This window comes from Deinococcus misasensis DSM 22328, from assembly GCF_000745915.1.
Classification (GTDB): Bacteria; Deinococcota; Deinococci; order Deinococcales; family Deinococcaceae; genus Deinococcus_C; species Deinococcus_C misasensis.
Map to the genome: position 1 here is coordinate 1 of NZ_JQKG01000041.1, position 22,013 is coordinate 22,013.

Here is a 22,013-nt window from a genome sequence, read left to right on the forward strand (position 1 = left end):
TGTGCGGAATGGATAACCGCTGAAAGCATCTAAGCGGGAAGCCAGCCTCAAGATGAGATTTCCCACAGCGAAAGCTGGTAAGACTCCAAGTAGACCACTTGGTTGATAGGTCAGGCGTGTAAGCGTTGAGAGGCGTTGAGCGGACTGATACTAATGAGTCGAGGTCTTGACCTTTAAGTTGCAATGATACTGTCCTGGTTCGCATTCTTTTGGGAGTCTTAAAAAGAGTAGATTCCCCCGTGTTCATAGAGCAGTGGTCCCACCCCATCCCATTCCGAACTGGGTCGTGAAACGCTGTTTCGTCGATGGTACTGAGTGAGTGATTGCTTGGGAGAGTAGAGCGACGCGGGGGGTTTTTTTGTTTTGGTGTCCCGGATTTGGGGTGGTGTTTTTGCGTTGCAGAGCGGAATCTCGGGGCTTGACCTGGGGGAGAAGTTTTGTTATTGTGTTTGCTGCTGATCCTGTTGGGTTGGTGTGGAGTGCGGGTGTAGCTCAGTTGGTAGAGCGCGACCTTGCCAAGGTTGAGGTCACGAGTTCGAGTCTCGTTACCCGCTCCAAAAATTGAAAGGAGGGCTGTTAGGCCCTCCTTTTTTTGTTTTGCTTCTGGCATGTGTTGTGACATGTATGGCATTCATCCCATGGATGTGGACCTGTTTCCTCCTGAAATCATTAAGATAGGAGTAGAATGTCTTTTCTTGAATCAAAGTGGTTCCAGCGCTTGCAGGCAAAGGTTCTGCACTCCAGAGGGATGGTGCAATTCTGTGCACCACCAGAGTACGGAGGTCCTTATGTGCTGGATGCTTTGAGAAAGCACCTGTTTCCTCTGGTGTGGTTTGAGTTGACAGAACGGGAGCATCAGGACCTGGTGGCCCAGACCAACAAGATGGTGGAAGCCTTCAACCAGACACTGGAGCAGAACATCCTGGACTATGGCATCACTCCGCCGTACATTGCCACCATTTTGCAGCGCTACGATGCTGTTTTTGATCGGTATTGCTTTGTGTACTCGGGCATTGAACGCGTTCCTGCCCTGGATGACCTTTTTGTTCAGTTGATTGAACTGGGCCATCAGGTGATTTTGCTGGGGGAAATGCCCTCACAAGCACTTGTGGTGATTTCCAGAGCCGAATTGCGGTTGACCCCTGAAGAAGCCCAAGAAATTGCAGGTCAAGGATTGGGTCTGGCACCCGAAGCCATTCAAAAGGTTTATCAGAAAAGTCAGGGGGTTTTCGAGAAATTCTGGGTGGAAGCCCATTTGCAAAAGGGCTGGGCCATTCCGCATCAGCCCTGTGCTTCAGGACGCAGATTGCCCAAAGGTTTTGAGGTGGAGATTCAACCTGCATTTTTGTTGCCGCTTTTGTTGAAGAAAGGCAAACACCTGGAGGCTCTGGATCTGGCGGTGGACGCTTTTCCAGAGAAAGTTTTGGAGTTTCTGGAAACTTCAGCGTCTCGCTTGGTGCTGCAAGGTGAACATGAACAACTGCTGCGGGTGTTGAACAGATTGCCGGCAGACCTCATGCAAAACGAGCAGGTTTTGCGTTGGAGGCTTGAAACGGCTTACCTGATGGACCAGCATCAAGCCATGCATGCAGAGGTTCTGGCATACCTGCAGGACCATGAAGCCCCAGAACTGCGTGCCCTGGCTGCATATTTGTGGTTTTTTGGGGCTGGAGATGAAGGTTATCGCCAGGCAGTGCAGGCAGTGCAGGGCAAACGTTCGGCATTGACGGTGCATGCCCTTGCCCGAGCATTTCGCTGGCAAATTCAGAAGCTGGATGATGTTCAGCATTTTGTTGAACTCAGTTTTGAGGCCGTGCGGCTCGCTGAGCAAGAAGAAAATTCATTGCAGATCATTCGAGCGTCCAGCAATTTGCCTTATGCTTTGCTGTTGAACAACCAGCTGCAAGAAGCTTTGCATTGGGCAAACTGGTCTGTTCAGTATTTGAATGGCCTCTCTGTGGTCAATGTGGTGGACCGTCTGTTGACCATCAACATGTGGCATTACATGAAGATCTTGAGCGGAGAGCTGGAGGGTCTTGAAACGTCATTGCAATCTGCCATGAAGCTGGCCAAAAGCACCAGTGAAACCCTGTACTACTATTTCAACACCACCTGGAGTGAATACTGTTTGATTGCAGGTCACCCGGAAAAAGCCCTTTCCTTCTGGGTGGAAATATGGAATGGATACCATCGCCAGGACAAAGGGCGTTTTGCCTACCATCTGGTGCGTTTGCTGGTGGCTCTGGGGCGTGATGATGAGGCCCAACGCTATGCCAGAGAGGCCATGGCTTTGTGCGCAGATGCTGAATCCTGGCGAAAACGCTATGCCCATCTTGCCATGGCGGTTTCTCTGGTCCAGACCCGCCCTGAGGAAGCGTTGGAGCATTTGCAAATTCTGGAAAAGCTGGAAAAGTTCAAGTATTCAGAACGCTCATGGATTGCAGTTCCTTTGTTGCAAAAAATGTTGCTGGAGCGTCTGGGAAGGTCCCAGAATGACAGAGAAGATCCAGCCGAACTTGAATATTTGAAGAGATTGACTTTGCATGAGCAGTTGGAATACACAGCCTCTGTGCAGCTTTTGCAACCCTCTGCTCAGAAATTGCCTGATCCCAACACGCTGTACTTGCAGACTCTTGGAGAGACCCGTGTGGCCATTGGAGCGGAAATTCTGGAATTGTCTCCCCGGCAAACCGAAATCATTGTCTTGTTGGCTCTGTTTCCACAGGGCCTGTCTGGAGAACAATTGTTGCTGGAACTGTATGGGGATGAGGGCAACTACAGCAATTTAAAAGCTTTGATTTCCAGATTGAGGCGCATTGTACCCATTCAATCTCAACCATACAAACTGGCCCTTGATGTTCAAGCAGACTTTCTGGAATTGCAACATGCCCTGAAGAGGGGTGATCTGGGCAGGGTGACGCATGTTTACCAGGGGCGTTTGCTGGAGCATTCCCGGGCCCCCGGAATTGAAAATTTTCGTCAGTTGCTTGAAGGGCAGGTCAAGGCTCTGGTGGAAGCTTCACAAAATATAGAAGACATTTTGCCTTTGGCAGAGGTCATGAAAGATGACCTGGAAGTTTGGGAGCACCTCTCCTCTTTGCTGCCCCGACACAGCCAGCATTATGCTTTTGTGTTTTCCCAGGTTGCCCGTTTGCGCGAAGAATTGGAAATGAACTGATCCAACGGTTTGAATCTTTGTTGGGAATCAGAAGAAGCTGGGAGATCCATCTGTGGTGAAGTCTGCCCTGTTTCGGATCAAAAAACAAAACCCTGCTGTGTTTGCACAGCAGGGCGTGAGCATCGAAAGATTCAGAGCGCAGTTGAAACGATTACAGCATTGGTCTTGATCGGTACCGGCGGAGGAAAGGGACCTGGATCGCCTGCCAGAGCAGCTTGAGAGGACAGAATACCCACAGCCATCATCACAATCAGTAAAGCGCGCTTCTTCATCTCGGGCCTCCAGCAGATGGTGAAAACTCGAATGAAAGATGCTTCAACAGAAGCATCCTGCTGTTTTCTGTTGCTCCTGTGAATTTGAAGCAACCCATCTCAATGCTATGCTTCAGTCTTAACCGATGGGGGGTTGAGAAAGGGTTGTCATCGCTTCGGTCTTTTTGACAACCTCTTTAAGGACAGATCACAACAACTTTGTTTTTAACATTTCTTTGCGTGATGCATGATGAGAAACCTTCTTTAAGCATGAAGGTTCTTGGCACATGAAACCCTCAAGTGGGTTCCGGTGTTTTCAGGGTTTCGGAGACAAATGGAAGGGCATGTGTTTTGAGGATGCGTCTTCTTTCCAAAAAAAGCTGATGCGCCACTTCGCCCCAATCGGGTTTAGGTCTCAACTCCACCGGAAAACTGGGATCAAAAAACAAAAATTTGCGGTAGGCATGAAGCATGCGGATGAATTCATAAAAAGCATCTTTGGGATCCTCTGGCAGAGGTGCATGTTCAAATTCCTGCAGAAAGGCTTGATAGTAGGTGTTGATGTAACTGAGGTCCCATGCATGAGCGATCAATTCATGGTGGTTCTGGTGCAGCCGGGTGGCCTCAAAAATTTCCACTTCCTGTTCCAAGGTGTGGGCACGGGCCAGATCCAGAGCATCTCTGGCTTTGGGATTGGGACAGATCCAGACCCCGCCCGTGAGCATTCCAAATCCCATCAGGCTGAGCTCTTTGCGGAACTTGTCCCGCTTTTCCCGTTTGCTTTCGGGAATGGTGTAAATGAGGACCCGCCAGAGCCCATCCCAGTGGTTGGATTCTTGAGGGTAAAGACGTTGCAGCAGGCCATCAATGCGCCATTGCACATCTCCGGTGATGCGGTAGTAACTTTTGCGGCCCAATTTCTCGGCTTCCAGCCAGCCATTGCGTTGTGCTCTGGAAATGGCAGCACGAACAGCAGGCTCATTGAAGCCCAGCACATCCATCCACTCCAGAATGCTCCCCACCCAGATGGCTTCGCGCAAAGGATTGACATATTCTCCAAGGATGGTGAAGAGGGTAGAACGGGCTCGCATGGCTTTTCATAGATTACACGACTTGTCCTCGCGTGTTCAGGTGTGGTGGCATCGCAGGGAAACGGTGCATTCCAAAGCCCTCTGGCTTCTGAGGTAAAGTGGTGGAGTGTTTGAGTTTGAAATCCAGGCCACTTCAGGCCGTGCAAGAAAAGCCACTTTCCACACCCCCAGAGGAACCGTCACCACCCCCATGTTCATGCCTGTGGGCACACAGGGTACCGTCAAAGGGGTGAGCCCTCAAGAGTTGCTGGATGTGGGCTCACAAATGATTCTGGGGAACACCTATCACCTGATGTTGCGTCCTGGCGAAGAACTGGTGCGACAGCATGGAGGACTTCCGGGTTTCACAGCCTATCCCGGTCCTTTTCTGACCGACTCTGGTGGGTTTCAAGTGATGAGTCTGGGACACATGCGGACCATCAAAGAAGAAGGGGTGACCTTCAGGAACCACATTGATGGCAGTCTGGTTCACCTCACTCCAGAGCGTTCCATTCAAGTGCAAGAGGCTCTGGGTGCCGATGTGATCATGGCTTTCGATGAGTGTCCTCCACATCCTGCCAGCCCTGAGTATGTGAAAAACAGCTTGGAGCGTACAGTGCGCTGGCTGGAGCGCTGCTTGAAGGTCAAAACCCGAGACGATCAAGCCTTGTTTGCCATTGTGCAGGGTGGAGTGTATGAGAATCTGCGCCTCCAGAGCCTTGAAGCCACCCTGCCTTTCAACACTCCCGGTTTTGCCATTGGTGGATTGGCGGTTGGAGAGTCCAAAGAAGAGATGTACCCCATGGTGGATTTTACCGCCCGACATTTGCCCGACAACAAACCCCGTTATCTGATGGGTGTGGGGCATCCTGAAGATCTGGTGGCCGCCATTGGGCTCGGAGTGGACATGTTTGACTGTGTGTACCCCACCCGAACCGGGCGTTTTGGGTATGGATTGACCGATCAGGGGCGCATCAACCTCAACAAAGCCAGCATGAGAACCGACATGCGGCCTGTGGATGAAACTTGCGATTGCTATTGCTGTCGAAATTACACCCGTGCTTATCTGGCCCACCTGATGCGTGCAGAAGAAATGCTGGGTCCAAGGATGCTGTCTTTACACAATTTGCGGTATTTGCACCGTCTGGTGGAGAAAGCCCGGTCTGCCATTGAAACAAATACTTATGTGGAATGGGCAACCCAGTGGGGCGAAGTGTATTTTGGTGGAGCACTCCCCGAGTGGTTCTCAGAAGCATTAAGGGCCTCCTCAAATGAGTAGAAACTGAGGAATTTCTGCAGAGATGAGAGCAATTGTCAGTGTTCTCACAGGATTTTGCCGTCAAGGAGCGTAAATTGATCCTTAATGCTGATGGCTTACTCTCATCTTTCCCTTGACCTATCAAGCTGATGATGTGTATGATTAGCATGGTCTTTTGTATTGGTGCTTAACTGTTCTAGAGGAAAACTCAGAATTGATGCTGCCATGCAACAGACCTGCAGAAGTACTGAAGTGTTCAACGTCTCCGGGAGAGGAAACTCGGCAACTCGCCCCACCTGTGCAACCCGACACAACAGTACCGATGCGAACTTTATTAGGGGGTAAGTATGAAATTGAAAGCAGTTCTGGCCGTAACCGCCGCCCTTTCTTTCGGTGGTGCATTCGCGCAGGCCAACTTCAGCGACGTACCCGCTGGCCACTGGGCCAAAGACGCCGTTGAAAAAATGGCCGCTCAAGGTTGCATCATCGGTTTCCCCGATGGCACCTTCCGTGGCAATGAAGGCCTCACCCGTTACCAAGCTGCCCTGATCCTGGCCCGCTGCCTTCAGAACACCACTGTGGTGGGCGGACTGGACAACGAAACCGTTGAGTCCCTCAAAAACGCTGTTCAAGAGCTGAGCAGCGAACTGGCTGCCCTCGGCGTCCGCATTGCTGACGTCGAAGACAACGCCGCCACCAAAGACGACGTGGCTGTTCTCGAAGAGCGCATTGCTGCTCTGGAAGAAGCCGCTGGCGACAAAGGTGAGCCCGTTGAAGGTGGCGACGAAGGCGCTGGCGCCGAAGTGCAAGCCGCCATCGACGAACTCGTGGCTGCTGACGAAGCTGCTGCTGCCCAGATCGAAGACCTGACCGGTGCTCTGGACGAGCTGGTGAACCAACTCGAAGAACTGGCCACTGCTCAAGACGAACTGACCAGCCGCGTTGAAGCCCTCGAAGCTGGCGCTGGTGAAGGCGAAGACAACGGCGACGTCACCGCTGCTCTGGAAGATCTGGCTGCTGGCCAAGACGACCTGAACGGCCGCGTTGACGAACTGGCTGCCACCCTGGATGACGTGGCCGTCAGCATCGACGACCTGAACGCTCGCGTTGACGAACTGGCTGCTGCCGGCGAAGAAAACGCTGCTGTTCTGGAAGAAATCAATGCCCGCATTGAAGAGCTGGCTGGCGCCATCGATGACGTGAACGTGCGCGTTGACGAACTCGAAGGCACCGTGGGCGATGTGGCTGCCACCGTTGAAGGCCAGACCGAGCAAATCGAGTCCAACGCTGCCAGCATCGTGGCCCTGCAAGACCTGACCGTGCTCCTCAACGAGGACATCGTCGGTCTGGAAGACCGCATCTCCGCTCTGGAATCCGACAAGGCCAACGCCGAGGACGTCGACGCTCGCTTCACCAACCTGAACCGCGATCTGACCGACCTCACCAACCGCGTGACCGTTGTCGAAACCAACCTGAGCGACCTGCAAGGCAAGTTCAACACCCTGAACGGCACCTTCGGCTTCAGCGTGAGCGGCAGCCTGACCAGTGAGTACTATGTCAGCCGTGTGACCGGTCAAAACTTTGACATTGACCGCATCATTCCTGGCACCAAGTTCAGCAGTGGTGTGGATGGCGACAGCGACACCAAAGATTCTGCCATTGACTGGGCCGATTTCGGTGACTTTGGTCCTGGTGCTGCATTCGACCAAGCTCTGCTGATCGTGGGTGACAGTGGTTTTGGTGTTGCAAACGACAAAATCTTCTACATCGATACCAACGGTAACGGTGCGATTGACAAAGTTGTCACTGCTGACAGCTACACCTTGCTGCCAGGTGAAGTGCTGATTGGTGAAGAGACCAACTCTGGTTCTGTGATCGGAGAAACACTCACCACCTTGAGCCTCACTTTGGATTTTGCCAACAAGGGCATTGAAGGCAAGAGTGCCTACAGTGGTGCCATGGCTTCTGACACCCAGGCTTTTAATGTCCACAAAGTGGTTGCTGAGTTCGGCTTAACTGACCTGAGCCCCAGTGGAACTGTGGGATACGATGGCTTCAGTGCTGGTGATCCCAACTACACTGCCGGCCTTGGTTTTTATGTCAAAGGTGTAACCACCCAATTTGACATCAATGGTGCTCCCATCAAGTTCACTGTTGGCGAGACCCTGAAAACCCAATTCACCCCATTTGTCTTTGACAACGAAAAAGGCATTGGCTTTGGTGATGGTTTCTTGGCTACCGTCGATGGCAGCACGCTGCCTGGTCTGGGCGGTCTGTCTCCCAAAATCACAGTGGCTTATGGCAGTGAATATGATGGTTCTTACAACCGTGGTATTCGTGCCACCCTCAGCCCTATGGCTGACACCACCCTCGGTTTGAATGCTGCTCAGGACGGTACGGATTCCACTTTTGGTGCTGACAGTGTGACACAGACAGTCCTTGGTGCTGATCTGAAAACCAAGATTGCTGGCTGGAACATCCAGAGCGAATATGCCACCGAAAATGACACTGCTGTTGTTGGTGGCGTCACGACAACTGACAATTCCAGCATCTTCTATGCACATGCTGATGGAACTGCTGGTCCTTTGAGCGTCAGAGCCGATGTGTGGAGTCTGGATCCTGATTTCAGAGGCGTTTCCAACGACTCCGGGGATGATAACAAAGTGCCCTTCGGTGATGTGCTTGTTAAGGGTACCCAAGGTGCACACGTTGACGTCAAGGCTTCCTTTGGAGCTTTCACCGTGGGTGGCTATTTCGACCGCATTGCTAATTATGAAACTCCCGCTGATGCCTACATGACTGGTTTTGGTGTGAATGCCAGTGGAAGCCTGTCCATTGTGACGGTTGGGGCCTACTATGACACTCTGGCCATTCATTCTGGTGGCGCGGATGTCAGCCTGGCCCGTATCAAGGCAACTGCAGGTGTGAAACTGGCTGGTTTTGACGTCAACGGCTACTTCCAAAACGTGATGGTTGATGGTGCTTCTTACTCCAAAACCCCTGCCGTTCTTTATGCTGTGGGTGCTTTTAAAGATCCCCTGAACAGTGAATTCGGTGTAGACGTTAAAGGTGCTTTGGGCCCTGTCAATGTCAAAGCTGGAGTCAAAGTGGACAGTGGTGTGACCGACAATGGTACCGAATATGGTCCTGCTGATATGGATCGCACCACCATCTACGCTTCTGCCGATGCCACCTTCACTGCTGGTGTTCTGACTGTGAAGCCTGAAGCCTCCGTGAAGAACGTCTTGGACGCCGATGCCGGTACCGATGACTACTCCAACTTCAAAATCGGTGTGAGTGCCAGAACTGCAACACTTGATGCTGCATTCAAACCCTCCTTCGTTGCTGGTGTGACCTATGAAAGCACCGATCACAACGACAAGGCAGACTACACTGCCACCACCCTGTCCTACACCTTGGGCGTCAAGTCTGATGCTTTCCTGTTCGACAAGAGCACCTTTGCTCTGACCTGGGCTGGATGGCAAGGCAAGAACCGTGTTTACCTGCCTTTCACTGTCACCGGTAAAGATGGTAACTTTGCTGACTCCAACGGTGCTGCAGACATCACCCTGGGCGGTATCTACGGTGAGTGGAACTACTACGACCTGAACTTCGCTTACGGCGACTTCACCCTCAACGAAGGTGGCGCCATCAGCAACGGTCAAGCCTTCAAGATCAGCTACAAAGTCAAGTTCTAAACCTGACTTCCAGAGAAACCTCCGGGGACGCCCGGAGGTTTCTTTTTTGGTTTCCTTTCTGTTTCAGCTTTGCATGGTATGGTTCTGTTATGCGTTTGAAGGGTGTGGCGGTCTGGGTGTTTTTGATGCTGGGTGTGGCCCAGGGCCAGAGTTTAAATGGTGTTCGTGACCTCATTGAAATGGGTGAATTGGATTCTGCCCGTGTACAATTGCAAGCTTTGCTGACCCGCGACGCTCAGGGCGCAGGACGAATTTTGTTGGCAAGGGTGTTTTATCTGCAGGGCAATCCCAATCAAGCGCTTGCTGAATTGAAAAAAGTTCCTGCTGCTCAGTGGTCGGCAGAAGCGTTCTGGGTTCGGGGCCTTTCACTGGCCGATCTGGGCAAGAATGTAGAGGCTCTGGTGGACCTCAAAGCAGCGGGGTATCTGGGAAACAATTACCAGTATGCGATGGATTGGGGAACCACCGCCTGGCGTTTTGGAAAGTTGGAGGTGGCCAAAGAAGCTTTTGTTTTTGCCGAGGCCCTTGAGCCGAACCAACCCTGGCCTTTTTTGAACATGGGCATGGTGTTGTATTCCTTGAAACAACATGGAGAGGCTTTGCAGCATCTGCAACAAGGTGTGGAGGTGCTGGAGAAATCAGGCGTGGCCTTGACCCATCCTGCTTTTCCAGAGCTGTATTACTGGTTGGGCCAGACGTATGAGGCCCTCAATGACCGGGCTTCTGCGCGGTCCATGTACCAGCAAGTGCTTGCCATTGATCCGGATTACACCGCAGCAGCTTCTGCTCTGGCAACCTTGCGCAAGTAAACCAGTGATTGTGCACAAAAATCCCCTTACCAGAGGGGATTTTTTGTTGGCGGCTTTACAGTTCACAGCAGGAAAAGGCAGGATTTTTAAGTTTCGCTTCAGTTCCTGTGGGGTGGGTCACCATTGAATATTTCGGAACCTGAAATAATTCTTTCATGAATACTTCGGATTCCGAAAGAAATGGGCCGTGGGACCCTCTGATTCTGCAACTTGCAGAGGGGCACCTGAAGCTCATGTACATGGCCCACACATACATGGGACGTGTGCTGGAACACCATGGTCTGCATCATGTGCACTACGGTGTGCTGCAGATTGTGGGTGGCAAGATGCCTCCAAGAAACCTGGAAACACCGGTCAGTGTCAGTGACATTGCCCGGGCGATGGGCATGACCCCAGCCACCAACACTGCACTGATTGACCGGATGGAAAACATGGCCCTTTTGGAGCGCACTCCGGATCCCACCGACCGGCGGGTGATTCGGGTGCGCCTCCTCCCAAAGGGGGAAGCCCTTTTGCAGGAGCTGGAGGATGATTGGAACCAGCATGCGCATGAGCTTTTTGCTGGGGTGCCCAGAGCAGACTTGCAGGTGGTTCAAGAGGTCATCAACACACTGGAAAGCTGGTATGCCCAGCACATGAAGGAGAAACCGTGAAGCAAAAATGGTGGTTGCTGGGGGTTGTCCTCAGCGTTTCGATGGGGCACGCACAGGCATGGGTCAGTGAACTCCTCAAACACCCGAGCGTGCAGGCAGCCCAGTTGCAGGTCAGGGCTGCTCAGGCACAGGTGGATGGTTTGAATTCACCTGTGACTCTGGTGGGGCAAAGCAACTTTCAATCGTCTGACTTTTTGGATGCACCCGCTGGGGTTCCTGCTGGCCAATGGCCTCAAGACAGTTCCAGTTGGGACGCCACACTGACCGCTGCCTTCAAGTTGTTCCCTTACGGAGACGCTGCCGATCAACTGGCACAAGCACAACTCGGAGTGCAGCAGGCTCAGTTGGGGTTTCGGTCCGCACTGACAGCTGCACAAGTGCAAGTGATGTCTGCTGCTTACCAGTTGCAATTGGCCCAACAGGGCAAAGCTTTAGCCCAGAGTGCAGAGCAGCTTGCATTCAAAAGCCTCGAAGTGGCCCGTTTGCGCGCCAGCAAAGGAGGCATCAGTCCTGCCGAATTGCGGGACTCTGAAAATGCCTACCAGCAAGCTCAAGAACAATTGAAAGCTGCGGATGAAAACATCCGTCTGGCAGAATTGAACCTCAGCCTCTGGGTGGGCAACCAGAAAGTGGAGATCCCAGAGAACCTCAAATACCCCACCTCTGCCCTGAGTGCTGAACAACAATCTGCCCTGTTTGCTCGAGAGCAGACCCGCATTCAGGTGGAAGGCATCAAACGCCGTTTCCTGCCTGTGTTGAACGCCAGTTACACCTACCAACTGGATGACAACAACTTCTTGATTGCGTCTCTGGACTCAGGCAGTTTGCAACCTGCTCTCACCTACAATTACCAGTCCAAGCCTGCCCAAACGCAAGTTCTGAACAGTCAGATCAAAGTGGGTCTCAAATTTACCCTCACCCCCAGCATTGCAGATGCCCTCAGTGCAGCAGACGCCCAGATGGCAGCCGCCGATTTGAATGTCAAGAATGCAGCCCGGAGTCGTGAACTTCAAGAAGCCAGCCTGAAGGTGCGCCATGAGCAAGCCCAGAGGCAACTGGTTCTGAAATCACAGGCGGTCAGCAATGCGACTCTGGCCCTTTCCGAAGCCCAGAAACGCGAAGAGCTGGGTCTGAACAGCCCTTTGCAAACCCTGAAAGCCATTCTGGACCTCAGTCAGGCTCAACTTGCTGAACGGCAAGCCAAACTGGATGTCCTGTCCCGCACTTTAGACGTCTACCGCTTCTACGCCCTACCCCCCATTGAGGTGAACCCATGAAAAAATCCGTGTTTGTGTTGATGTTTCTGGCCAGCAGTGCTTTCGCGCAGCAGTACACCCTTCCCGAAGCCCTCAAGCAGGTGGACCGGGTGGGCAGCGTGGTGCTGGCCAAACTTGAGGTCGATGATGCCCAGTCCAATCTGACCCGCACCCTCTCCGATCCCCTCCTCACCCGTCCCACCGAAGTGCAAGCCCGCCAGAGGGTCAAAACCGCCACCGTGAAGTACGACGATGCGGTCCGTCAGGCACAGTCCCAGATTGTCAGTGCGTTCACAGGGGTGCTGGAAGCCCAGTTTCAGGTGACGTTGGCCCAGAAATCCACCGACGTGTTTGAGCAGGCCCTGAAAATTTCCCAGATCCGCCAGAAGAACGGCAGTGGCACCGCTCTGGATGTCAAGGATGCAGAACGCCAGCTTGCCGATGCCGAGAAAAACGTGGCTGCAGCGACCAACGGATACAACCTCTCCAAACAAAACCTCGCCAACCTGATCGGTCCTTTTGAGAAAATCAACGACCAGTTTGCCCTGCCAGAGCTTCCCAAAACCGATGCGATTGCACAGATCGTGGAGCGCAACCCCAACACTTTGCAACTGGTGAATGCCGTGGAACTCACCCAGATGCAGGTGGATTTGCTGGACCCCAGCTATGCAGCCCAGACCCAGATTGACAGTGCCAAGAGCAGCCTGACCAGTGCCCAGCAGAACCTCTCGGACATCAAAAACAGCCTGAAAGTGCAAGCCCAGAGCCTGTATGACAACCTGCTCTCTGCCCAGAAAAGTTACAACGTACAGGTCAAAGCCCGTGAAAACGCCAAAGAGCAACTGGCCAATCAGAAAAAGCGCCTTGCTGGTGGTTTGATCAGCCCCTTCGATTACCTGCAAGCCGAACTGCGTGACCTGCAAGCCGAATTCGGTCTGCTGCAAGCCCGCAACGCTTACCTGAAGGCTTACTACGGATTTCAAGCAGGTTCAGGGGGCCGCTGATGCGCAAATTGTGGCTCCTCGGGGTGACGGCTGCGCTTCTTTTGGCCGCATGCACCCCCAAAGACAAGGAGCAGTCCCAGACCACCGAACCCACCAAGCAGGAGGTGCGTGAAGAACTCACCCGCAAGGTGCGTGTGGTGGAAGCTTCCTCGGGCGTGCTGAAAAGCGACCGCACCGTCAACGTGACCCTGAACCCGGTCAAGGAAAGCTTTGTGGGCAGCACGGGAAGCGGTCAGGTCAAGGCCATTCTGGCCCCAGAGGGCACGCAGGTGACTGCAGGCCAGACGGTGATTGAGCTGGACACCGCCCAACTGCAAACCCAACTCAGCAATGCCCAGCTTGCTGTGCGGTCTGCACAGATCAATCTGGACAAGGCCAGAAGGGCACAGCAGGAAAACACCAGCCTCCTGCAGGCACAGGTGGCCACGGCCCGCCAGAGCCTGCAACTTGCCCAGAAGCGCTACAACGAAGGTCTGGAACTGCAAAAAGTGGGTGGGATTGCCCAGTTGGACCTCCAGAACCTGAACCTGAACGTCAGCAATGCAGAAAACCAGCTGCAAAACGCCCAGGACAACCTGACCCGCACCCAGCGTTCCGGTCAGGAGGATCTGGCTTTGCTGGCCGTGCAGGTCAGTCAGGCCCAGAACCAGTTGCAAAATGCCCAGAAAGCTCTGGGTGATGCCCGTGTGAAAGCCCCCTTCAATGGGGTCATCAACGAAGTCACCGTGAATGTGGGTGAATTCCTGAGCACCGGTTCCAGAGCCTTCCGCATTTCCGATCCTTCCACACTGGAAGGGGTCTTCAGACTGCCTCCAGAGCAGGCCACCCAGTTCACACAGGGAACTTCTCTGGTCCTGAAATACGGCGGCAAAGATTACAGCGCCAAACTGGTGCGCCAGAGCGAGGTGCCCGGTCAGGACCGCCTGATCGAACTGGTGGCCCGACTGAACGCTGCAGGCATTCCTGCGGGCAGCACCGCAACCCTGAAATACAGTTTGCAGATTGCCGAAGGTGCTCTGGTTCCCGCCAGTGCCCTCAGGGTGTCTGAAGGGCAAACCCGGGTTTTTGTGGTCAAGGACGGTCTGGCCAGAGCGGTTTCGGTGCGTCGCATGGGTGAAGCCGATGGCAAAGTGGCCCTTGCTGGACTGGAAACCGGCCAGCGTGTGATTTTTCCCCTCCCTGCCGAACTGACCGATGGCACACGGGTTGAGGTGGTCGAGTGAGAGAAAGCCCGATCGTCAAGTTCTTCGTGAACCGCTTTGTGTTCGCGACGGCGATCTTCGGGGCGTTGATTCTGATTGGCATTCTGAGTTTCCGGGGCATCGGGGTGGATGTGCTGCCCAAATTCGAAGTTCCGGTGGTGGCGGTGGTCACCACCTACCCCGGAGCCGGACCCGAGGAGGTCGCCAACCAGATTTCCAAACCCATCGAGGACGCTCTGGCCACTTTGCCGGGGATCGATTCCCTGAGCTCGGTGAGCAACGAAAACGTCTCGCAGGTGATTGTGCAGTTCGATTACGGCAAGGACGTGGATCAGGCTGCTGTGGAGGTTTCCCAGCGGGTGAACAGCGCCCGGGCCAGCCTGCCTTCCGATGCCAACGCTCCGGTGGTCCAGAAGTTTGATCCCACCGGAACCCCGATCCTGTCGGTGGCCCTCAGTGCTCCCGGCAAGGACCTTCTGGAAGTGGCCGATTACGCCGAAGACATCCTGAAGCTGAAAATCCAGCGGGTGGATGGGGTCACGGGGGTCGCTGTCACGGGTGCCCCAGAGCGTGAAGTGCAGGTGTTGCTGGACCCGGCCAAACTGGCCAATTACCGCATCACCCCTTCTCAGATCTCTCAGGCCATTTCTGCAAACAGCCTGAACCTTGCTGCCGGATCGAGCAACATTCAGGGTGAGCGCATCACCTACAGCCTGAGGAACACCGCCAAAACCCCCGAGGATGTGGCCCAGATCATTGTGGACACCTCCCGTGGCCTGAGGGTGCAGGATGTGGCTGTGGTGCGTGACAGCAGTGCTGAACTGGAAACGTACAGCCGTGTGAACGGTGAGCCGGTCATCACCCTTTCTGTGCAAAAAAGCAGCGATGCCAACAGCGTGGCGGTGGCTGCAGACATCCGCAAAGAACTTGCAGCATTGAAACTGCCCGAGGGCTACAAAACCACCGTGGTTTCCGACACCACCGAAGCCATCAAATTGCAGGTGGATGACACCTGGAAAGACGCTTACCTGACCATCATCGTGGTGAGCATCGTGTGTCTGGTGTTCCTCGGAAAACTCAACACCGTGTTTTCGGTGGTGCTGGCGATTCCGATTTCCATTCTGGGTGCCATCATCATGTTCCCGATTCTGGGGTTCACCTTCAACATCATCTCCCTTCTGGCCATCATTGTGGCGATTGGGATCGTGGTGGACGACTCCATTGTGGTGGCAGAGAACGTGGAGCGCTACCGGCGGTTGGGGTTCAACCTCAAAGACTCGGTGCTCAAGGGGGCCAGTGAAGTCACCAGTGCGGTGTCTGCCTCCACCCTGTCTCTGATGGCGGTGTTCATTCCGATCAGCTTCCTGCCCGGCATTGTGGGTCAATTCTTCCAGCAGTTCGGTGTGGTGCTGGCTGCAGCGGTTGCGGTTTCATGGGCAGAAGCCCTGTTCTTCCTGACCGTGCGGATGGCCTACTTCCCGGACCCCAAAGAGCTGACCTTCAAGGAGGCTTTGGCCCACACCATCGGTCCCAAAAACCTGATTCATGGCCTGAAGACCTGGTGGAAAGTGCCCTTCAGCTGGGTTCTGTTGCTGGGCTATGGGGTGGCGTTGTTCCAGATGGGAGGGGCCATCTACCTGATCGGATTGCTGGCTTACCCTCTGGTGTATGCCCTCTTGGTGTACCTGTTCAACATCTTCTTTGAGCTGTTCAATGCCAGTGCCACCAACCTGCACGAACTCAACAACCGCGGATTCAATGGTCTGCAAAATGTTTATGCCAGCACGCTGGCCGCTGGCCTCAAACGTCCCGCTGTGGTGATTGTGCTTGCTGTGCTGGCCCTCGGGTCTGTCGGCATTGTGGGACCCAAAATCCCCTTCAACTTCACCCCCAAAACCGACAACAGCATCATCATCGTGAACCTCAAACAGCCCAAAGGCATCAACCTGGAAAGCACCAACGAAAATGTGCGCTTGCTGGAAAATTACTTCCTGCAAAAGCCCGAGGTGAAAGTGGTGGAAACCCAGGTGGGCGTGAACGGTCCTGAGCGTGCCCGCTTGACGGTTGAAATGGTCAAGAAAAAAGAACGTTCCAGTGACGTGTATGCTCTGGCCGAAGCCTACCGCAAAGACGTCGCAGAGCTGTACAAAAACAACCCTCAGGTGGATGTGAAACTGCAGATTCCTCAGGGTGGACCGCAAGGGGAAAGCGACATCGCTTACTTCCTGAAAGCCCCCACCCCCGAGCTTCTGGAAGAACGCACTGCCAAGATGCTGGAGGTGTTGCGTTCCAAGGACTACACCACCGATGTGCGCAGTGACCTTTCCGAAACCACCCCCGAGCAGGTGTTTGTGCCTGACCGTGAAAAACTGGTGGGCACCGGCATCACTCCCTTTGACATTGCCAACACACTGCGCACCTACAACTCGGGTGCAAGTGCTGGTGTGGTGCGCCGCAGTGGGGAAGAGTACGACATCGTCCTGAAGGCAGATCCCACTGTGATCGGCACAGAATCGGCCTTGCTGTCCTTGCCCATCTATGCACCTGCTTTGCAGCAAACCATCCCACTGTCTTCTCTGGGCAAATTCGAGTCCAGCCGTGCGCCTGCCCGCTTGTCCCGTCAGGACCAGCAATTTGGCACCACGGTTTACGCCAATTTGCGTCCCGGTGCTCCCGGCCTCTTTCAGGTGCAAGGCGAACTGCAAAATGAATTCAAGGACAAGAAGATCATTGACGATCAGGTGACCCTTGAAGAAGACGGCAGCAGTGCCTTCGTGGGAGACCTTGCCAGTGCAGCCCCCTTCGCATTCGGTCTGGCCCTGATCCTCAACTTTCTGGTGATCGCCAGCCAGTTCAACAGCTTCCGTTATCCCTTCTACATCCTGCTTCCCATTCCGCTGGCTCTGGTGGGTGCCTTCTGGTTCAGTTACTGGTTTGGCACCGGTCTGGACGTGGTCAGTGTGCTGGGAACCGTGCTCTTGATCGGTCTGGTCACCAAGAACGCCATCCTCTTGCTGGACTTCGTGGTGCGTGAAGCCCAGAGCCAGGACCTTCGTGAAGCTCTGGTGGAAGCCGCCAAACTGCGTCTGCGTCCAATTTTGATGACCACCATCACCGTGCTGGTGATTTCCTTGCCCCTGATTCTGGGCATTGGTGAAGGTGGAGAGCTTCGCAAACCTCTCGGGGTGATTGTGCTGGGTGGGGTGCTCACGGGAACCATCCTGACCCTGTATGTGGTGCCAGCGGTGTTCTACCTGTTCGAACGCAAGCGTTTTGAACGCGGTGAACGTCTGGTTGCTGAATAAGACACCCTTTCGAATTTGTCAATCAGGAAGAACCCCATGAAAGTGGGGTTCTTGTTTTGTTTGCTCAACTTTCCCACCAAACCTTCAAAGTGGTTTCATGGAAAGCTGCACCCCAATCAACAAAAAACGACCCCAGAGCAATGAAAAACAGAATCTTAGCAGCAAATCAGGATTTTCAGGTGACCTTTATCACTGCACAAGCACAGGTTTTCATCACACCGATTTCGAAAAAGCAAACCTAGAATGGCCCTATGAAGCTCGAAGAGCAGAACAGCTTTGTGATGGCTGCCCACCATGACCTGAACAAAGTGCAACACCTGCTCCAACACCAACCTGAACTGATCCACGCCCGGGCAAGCTGGAACGAAACACCCCTCGGGGCTGCGGCCCACGTGGGGAACAAAGACATCATGCAGTACCTGATCGAACACGGAGCCCGCCCGGACATCTGTGCATGGGCCGCTCTGGGAGAACTTGAAGCTGTCCAGAGCACCGTTCAAAAACACCCCGAGTGTGTCCGGGCCCGAGGGGCACACGGCCTGAGCGTGGTCTTCCATGCCATCATGGGCGGCAACTTTGAGGTGCTCCAGTGGCTGATTCAAAATGGTGCACCTGTCAATGAACCCGAAGGCACCCTCACCCCTCTGCACGTTGCTGTGGTCAAAGGAGACCGTGCCATGGTGGAATACCTGCTGCAACACGGTGCAGACCGCCGCACCCGTGACCGTGAAGGCAAAACCCCTCTGGAGAGGGCACAACTGATTGGGTCCAAATTGGTGGATTTGCTGAGGTAGGGACCTGCAGCACGCTGAGGACTAAAAATTGCCGAGGGCCGAGAGCATAGGGCCGAGGGCTATAAAAGCTTTGGCTGAAGCATTCAGGGCGAGACACGCCTCGCCCCTACAGACGTTTCCCTTGATGATTTTTCCTGTGTGGCAAATCATACTCTCGGCTCTCGGCTCTCGGCTCTCGGCTCTCGGGCAAGGCACGTCTGTCCTCTACAAGCCTCTCAAAAAAGCCCCTCTGGACTCCCTGACCCGCCCCGTGATAAACTCTTTTTTACGTGCCAAAACGGCATGAAGTGAAAGTGAACAATGACTCCGCCCGAGAGGGCATTTTTTCTGGAGCATTGGTCCGCCTTTTGCGAAGGAGCATGTCATGACCATCAACCGCAACAGCATTCTGCGCAGTGTGACCCAGGCGCAAATCCGCACCGACATCCCCGAGTTCCGCGCTGGTGACACCGTGCGCGTGGACACCAAAGTGGTCGAAGGCAACCGCACCCGTGTGCAGGCTTTCGAAGGCGTTGTCATTGCCATCAACAACAGTGGCGCTGGCAAAAGCTTCACTGTGCGCAAGATTTCCTTTGGCGAAGGTGTGGAGCGTGTCTTCCCCTTCAACAGCCCCATCATTCAGGGCGTGACTGTGCTGGAACGCGGTAAAGTGCGTCGCAGCAAACTGTACTACCTGCGTGAACTGCGCGGCAAAGCTGCCAAAATCAAAGCCGACCGTGGTCGTATGCTGCAGGTTGGCAAAAACAGCAAGTAAACCCTGTTGCAGGGTTTCAAAAGGGGGGCCTTCGGGCTCCCCTTCGCTTTTTTGGGCTTTTGGCAGGGTGTTTGTTCCCAGTGCAGTGAACATTCGGGACATTTTGGGTTTGAATCCCCGGGACGAAAGCCTTAACATTGGGAAGGTTAACCCAGGTTAAAGGAGATTCAAAATGAAAACCCCTGTTAGAGTCGCAGTCACCGGAGCCGCAGGACAGATTGGTTACAGCTTGCTTTTCCGCATTGCCGCTGGCGACATGCTTGGCAAAGATCAACCCGTGATCCTGCAATTGCTGGAAATTCCCCAGGGTCTGAACGCCCTGAAGGGTGTGGCCATGGAACTCGAAGACTGCGCTTTCCCCCTGCTGGCCGGAATCGTGCAGACCGATGATCCCAACGTGGCCTTCAAAGATGCCGATTATGCCCTGTTGGTGGGTGCACGCCCCCGCAGCAAAGGCATGGAGCGCAAAGACCTGCTGGAAGCCAACGGTGCCATTTTTACCGTGCAGGGCAAAGCCATCAACGATGTGGCCTCCCGCAATGTGAAAGTGCTGGTGGTGGGCAACCCTGCCAACACCAACGCCCTGATTGCCTCCAAGAGCGCACCTGACCTCTCTCCCCGCCAGTTCCACGCCATGGTGCGTCTGGACCACAACCGCGCCATCTCCCAGATTGCTGGCAAACTGGGCGTGGCCTCCACCGACGTGGAAGATGTGATCATCTGGGGCAACCACAGCGCCACCCAGTACCCCGATCCTTACAACGCCAAAGTGAATGGCAAGAGCTTCGCTGAGCAAGTGGACGAAGCCTACCTGGTGAATGACTTCATCCCCACCGTGCAAAAACGCGGTGCTGCAATCATCGAAGCCCGTGGCCTGTCCAGCGCTGCCAGTGCTGCCAGTGCTGCCATTGACCACATGCGCGACTGGGCTCTGGGCACCGGAGACAAATACGTGTCCATGGGTGTTCCCTCTGACGGAAGCTACGGCATCCCCGAGGGTGTGGTCTACGGCTACCCCTGCATCTGCAAAGATGGCGACTACGAAATCGTTCAGGGCCTCCCTGTGAACGACTTCTCCAGAGAGCGCATGGAAGCCACCCTGCAAGAGCTGCAAGAAGAAGCTGCTGCGATTGCTCACCTGTTCAGCTGACCCTCTCTTGACCCTCTCCACGAGCTGCGCTCGGTCCTCTCCCTCTCGCAGGGAGAGGATTTTTGGTATTTCTGCATGCGGTTCTGGTTGGCATCTTCAGGCAAAATACCCCTACTGTGAAAAAGCCCCTTCCTGAACTGGGTCTGGTCTGCATCACCTGTGGTCCAGAGGTGCGCTACCGGACCATGACCCTGGCCCGTTACAAACAGTTTTCCGAAGCGGAACAACGCAGCAGGCTCTCTGACTTGTACCAGAGCAACCTGAACATGCTGCTTTTCGCGCTGGATTATGTGCACCAGCAGGGCTGGAAGCTGTACCGGGTGACCGCCAACCTGTTTCCTTTAAGTGATCTGGAAGATGGGCTCGGGAAAAGCATTTTGCTGGAGATGCAAGACCAGCTTTCTGAGGTGGGCAAAAAAGCCCTGCAACTCGGGGTGCGGGTGGGGGTGCATCCTGATCAGTTTGTGGTCCTGAGTTCGGAATCCGAAAAGGTCATCCAGAACAGTGTGCAGCATCTGGAGCACCACGGATGGGTGATGGATCTGCTGGGCCTCCCGAGGTCTGCATGGTCGTTCATGAACATCCACGGAGGCAAAGGGGGCAGGGGATTCAAGCTGGTGGAAACCATCCACACCCTGTCTGACAGCGTGAAGTCCCGTCTGACTCTGGAGAACGACGAGAAAACCTATTCGGCCAGAGATATTTTTGAAGCCTGTATTGCTGCGGGTGTTCCGATGGTCTTTGATGCCCACCACCATGTGGTCAAAGAGAAACTGCCGTCCCTGTCGGATCCCAGCATCGAGCAGTGGGTGAAACTGTCCCGCGAGACGTGGCCGGACCCCTCATGGCAGGTGGTGCACCTGTCCAGTGGAAAAGAGGGCATCCACGACAGCAGGCACCACGACCTGATCACCGACTTTCCCGAGGCCCTCTGGGACGTCCCTTGGATTGAGGTGGAAGCCAAAGCCAAAGAAACCGCCATTCAGGGTTTGATGGCGGCTTTGAAGGCTCAAGGCAGATGAAGGTTCAGATGTTGTGGAGGCACCTGCTCGGTGAGCCACACCCCGTTGTCTGACACGTAAAACAGATGCCCTTCTTCATGCATCTTTCGGGCATTCACGGTCAGGATGATGGGTTTGCCACGCCGCTGGCCGACTTTCTGCGCGGTTTCAAGGTCCAGAGAGAGGTGCACATGCTGGCGGTCCCCTTTCTTCAGACCGTCTTGCATGATGCTGTCCAGAAAACGCTCCACGGTGCCGTGATACAGCAGCTCTGGAGGCGTAGTGGGAGAGAGTTTCAGGTCAATCTTCACAGAGTGCCCCTGATTGGCACGGATTTTGCTTCCATCTTCAGAAAAGGAAAAGCGCTGTTTCTGGCTGTCACGCACAATTTTTTGTAAGGCTTTCAGGTCAAATCGGGATTCTTTGAATTTGACGGCTTTGACGAGGGCGTCTGTGTCCACCCAGCCTTCAGGGTCCATTTGCAATTGCAGGGTCTCTGGAGAATGCCTGAGCAGAAATGACAATGATTTTTCAAGTTTGATCCAGTTCATAGGATCAGCATAGAAGAAAGCACGTTTCAGACCCAGACACAGGTGGCTTAAGTCAGATGGACAGCAAAACACCCCCGAG

General features: G+C 54.2%; 16 protein-coding genes, 1 tRNA gene and 2 rRNA genes. 16 read left to right on the plus strand and 3 right to left on the minus strand.

Features of this window, described 5'->3' with window-relative positions; genetic code table 11:
- The 4 genes from Q371_RS18875 to Q371_RS26030 all read left to right on the plus strand — a co-directional run.
- A 23S ribosomal RNA gene (locus tag Q371_RS18875) occupies positions 1-174 on the plus strand; the annotation flags it as partial.
- A gap of 61 nt (positions 175-235) precedes the next feature.
- Positions 236-352, plus strand: a 5S ribosomal RNA gene (gene rrf, locus Q371_RS18880).
- A gap of 129 nt (positions 353-481) precedes the next feature.
- Positions 482-557 (plus strand) — tRNA-Gly (locus Q371_RS18885).
- 128 nt (positions 558-685) lie between these two features.
- Positions 686-3,178 (plus strand): helix-turn-helix domain-containing protein, encoded by a 2,493-nt coding sequence (locus Q371_RS26030; protein WP_051964803.1) that lies wholly within the window; start codon positions 686-688, stop codon positions 3,176-3,178.
- 131 nt (positions 3,179-3,309) lie between these two features.
- Here Q371_RS26030 and Q371_RS27235 read toward each other — a convergent pair whose 3' ends face one another.
- Both Q371_RS27235 and Q371_RS18895 read right to left on the minus strand, forming a co-directional pair.
- Positions 3,310-3,450: a hypothetical protein gene (locus Q371_RS27235; RefSeq protein ID WP_157442821.1), complete on the minus strand. Its 141-nt coding sequence runs from the start codon at positions 3,448-3,450 to the stop codon at positions 3,310-3,312.
- 275 nt (positions 3,451-3,725) lie between these two features.
- Positions 3,726-4,520: a PaaX family transcriptional regulator gene (locus Q371_RS18895; protein ID WP_034343361.1), complete on the minus strand. Its 795-nt coding sequence runs from the start codon at positions 4,518-4,520 to the stop codon at positions 3,726-3,728.
- A gap of 106 nt (positions 4,521-4,626) precedes the next feature.
- On the opposite strand from Q371_RS18895, the gene tgt reads away from it, so the two are divergent.
- From tgt to uvsE, 12 genes are all read left to right on the plus strand, one after another.
- Positions 4,627-5,778, plus strand: a complete 1,152-nt coding sequence (gene tgt / locus Q371_RS18900; RefSeq protein ID WP_034343363.1) for a tRNA guanosine(34) transglycosylase Tgt — start codon at positions 4,627-4,629, stop codon at positions 5,776-5,778.
- Positions 5,779-6,104: 326 nt separating this feature from the next.
- Entirely contained in the window at positions 6,105-9,455 is a 3,351-nt protein-coding gene (locus Q371_RS18905; RefSeq protein WP_034343365.1) for an S-layer homology domain-containing protein, read from the plus strand.
- Positions 9,456-9,544: 89 nt separating this feature from the next.
- A complete protein-coding gene (locus tag Q371_RS18910; protein WP_034343367.1) occupies positions 9,545-10,264 on the plus strand; it encodes a tetratricopeptide repeat protein in 720 nt (239 codons plus the stop codon).
- Positions 10,265-10,419: 155 nt separating this feature from the next.
- Complete coding sequence (locus Q371_RS26035) at positions 10,420-10,917, plus strand: MarR family winged helix-turn-helix transcriptional regulator (RefSeq protein ID WP_051964804.1); 498 nt, start codon at positions 10,420-10,422, stop codon at positions 10,915-10,917.
- Positions 10,914-12,194: a TolC family protein gene (locus Q371_RS18920; RefSeq protein WP_034343370.1), complete on the plus strand. Its 1,281-nt coding sequence runs from the start codon at positions 10,914-10,916 to the stop codon at positions 12,192-12,194. The genes Q371_RS26035 and Q371_RS18920 overlap by 4 nt, the downstream gene beginning before the upstream one ends.
- Complete coding sequence (locus Q371_RS18925; RefSeq protein ID WP_034343373.1) at positions 12,191-13,177, plus strand: TolC family protein; 987 nt, start codon at positions 12,191-12,193, stop codon at positions 13,175-13,177. The genes Q371_RS18920 and Q371_RS18925 overlap by 4 nt, the downstream gene beginning before the upstream one ends.
- Entirely contained in the window at positions 13,177-14,400 is a 1,224-nt protein-coding gene (locus Q371_RS18930) for an efflux RND transporter periplasmic adaptor subunit (RefSeq protein WP_034343375.1), read from the plus strand. The genes Q371_RS18925 and Q371_RS18930 overlap by 1 nt, the downstream gene beginning before the upstream one ends.
- Positions 14,397-17,684 (plus strand): efflux RND transporter permease subunit, encoded by a 3,288-nt coding sequence (locus Q371_RS18935; RefSeq protein WP_034343379.1) that lies wholly within the window; start codon positions 14,397-14,399, stop codon positions 17,682-17,684. The genes Q371_RS18930 and Q371_RS18935 overlap by 4 nt, the downstream gene beginning before the upstream one ends.
- 251 nt (positions 17,685-17,935) lie before the next feature.
- Positions 17,936-18,478, plus strand: a complete 543-nt coding sequence (locus tag Q371_RS26560; RefSeq protein WP_084571535.1) for an ankyrin repeat domain-containing protein — start codon at positions 17,936-17,938, stop codon at positions 18,476-18,478.
- 364 nt (positions 18,479-18,842) lie between these two features.
- Positions 18,843-19,232 carry a 50S ribosomal protein L19 gene (gene rplS / locus Q371_RS18945; protein ID WP_051964806.1) on the plus strand — a complete coding sequence of 130 codons (390 nt, stop codon included), beginning with the start codon at positions 18,843-18,845 and terminating at the stop codon, positions 19,230-19,232.
- A 172-nt stretch (positions 19,233-19,404) separates the two neighbouring features.
- Complete coding sequence (locus Q371_RS18950; protein WP_034343381.1) at positions 19,405-20,382, plus strand: malate dehydrogenase; 978 nt, start codon at positions 19,405-19,407, stop codon at positions 20,380-20,382.
- 116 nt (positions 20,383-20,498) lie between these two features.
- A complete protein-coding gene (uvsE, locus tag Q371_RS18955) occupies positions 20,499-21,404 on the plus strand; it encodes a UV DNA damage repair endonuclease UvsE (protein ID WP_211253863.1) in 906 nt (301 codons plus the stop codon).
- On the opposite strand, the gene Q371_RS18960 is transcribed toward uvsE, so the two are convergent.
- Complete coding sequence (locus Q371_RS18960; protein WP_034343383.1) at positions 21,392-21,934, minus strand: RNA 2'-phosphotransferase; 543 nt, start codon at positions 21,932-21,934, stop codon at positions 21,392-21,394. The genes uvsE and Q371_RS18960 overlap by 13 nt on opposite strands.
- Positions 21,935-22,013 lie beyond the last annotated feature (79 nt).

Excerpts from the sequence above, each read along its gene's own strand:
- rplS (WP_051964806.1), top strand. The coding sequence starts at position 18,843 with ATGACCATCAACCGCAACAGCATTCTGCGCAGTGTGACCCAGGCGCAA.
- Q371_RS18950 (WP_034343381.1), top strand. The coding sequence starts at position 19,405 with ATGAAAACCCCTGTTAGAGTCGCAGTCACCGGAGCCGCAGGACAGATT.
- Q371_RS18895 (WP_034343361.1), bottom strand. The coding sequence starts at position 4,520 with ATGCGAGCCCGTTCTACCCTCTTCACCATCCTTGGAGAATATGTCAAT.
- Q371_RS26035 (WP_051964804.1), top strand. The coding sequence starts at position 10,420 with ATGAATACTTCGGATTCCGAAAGAAATGGGCCGTGGGACCCTCTGATT.
- Q371_RS18930 (WP_034343375.1), top strand. The coding sequence starts at position 13,177 with ATGCGCAAATTGTGGCTCCTCGGGGTGACGGCTGCGCTTCTTTTGGCC.
- Q371_RS18905 (WP_034343365.1), top strand. The coding sequence starts at position 6,105 with ATGAAATTGAAAGCAGTTCTGGCCGTAACCGCCGCCCTTTCTTTCGGT.
- Q371_RS26560 (WP_084571535.1), top strand. The coding sequence starts at position 17,936 with ATGAAGCTCGAAGAGCAGAACAGCTTTGTGATGGCTGCCCACCATGAC.
- Q371_RS18925 (WP_034343373.1), top strand. The coding sequence starts at position 12,191 with ATGAAAAAATCCGTGTTTGTGTTGATGTTTCTGGCCAGCAGTGCTTTC.
- Q371_RS27235 (WP_157442821.1), bottom strand. The coding sequence starts at position 3,450 with ATGAAGAAGCGCGCTTTACTGATTGTGATGATGGCTGTGGGTATTCTG.
- Q371_RS18960 (WP_034343383.1), bottom strand. The coding sequence starts at position 21,934 with ATGAACTGGATCAAACTTGAAAAATCATTGTCATTTCTGCTCAGGCAT.
- Q371_RS26030 (WP_051964803.1), top strand. The coding sequence starts at position 686 with ATGTCTTTTCTTGAATCAAAGTGGTTCCAGCGCTTGCAGGCAAAGGTT.
- Q371_RS18910 (WP_034343367.1), top strand. The coding sequence starts at position 9,545 with ATGCGTTTGAAGGGTGTGGCGGTCTGGGTGTTTTTGATGCTGGGTGTG.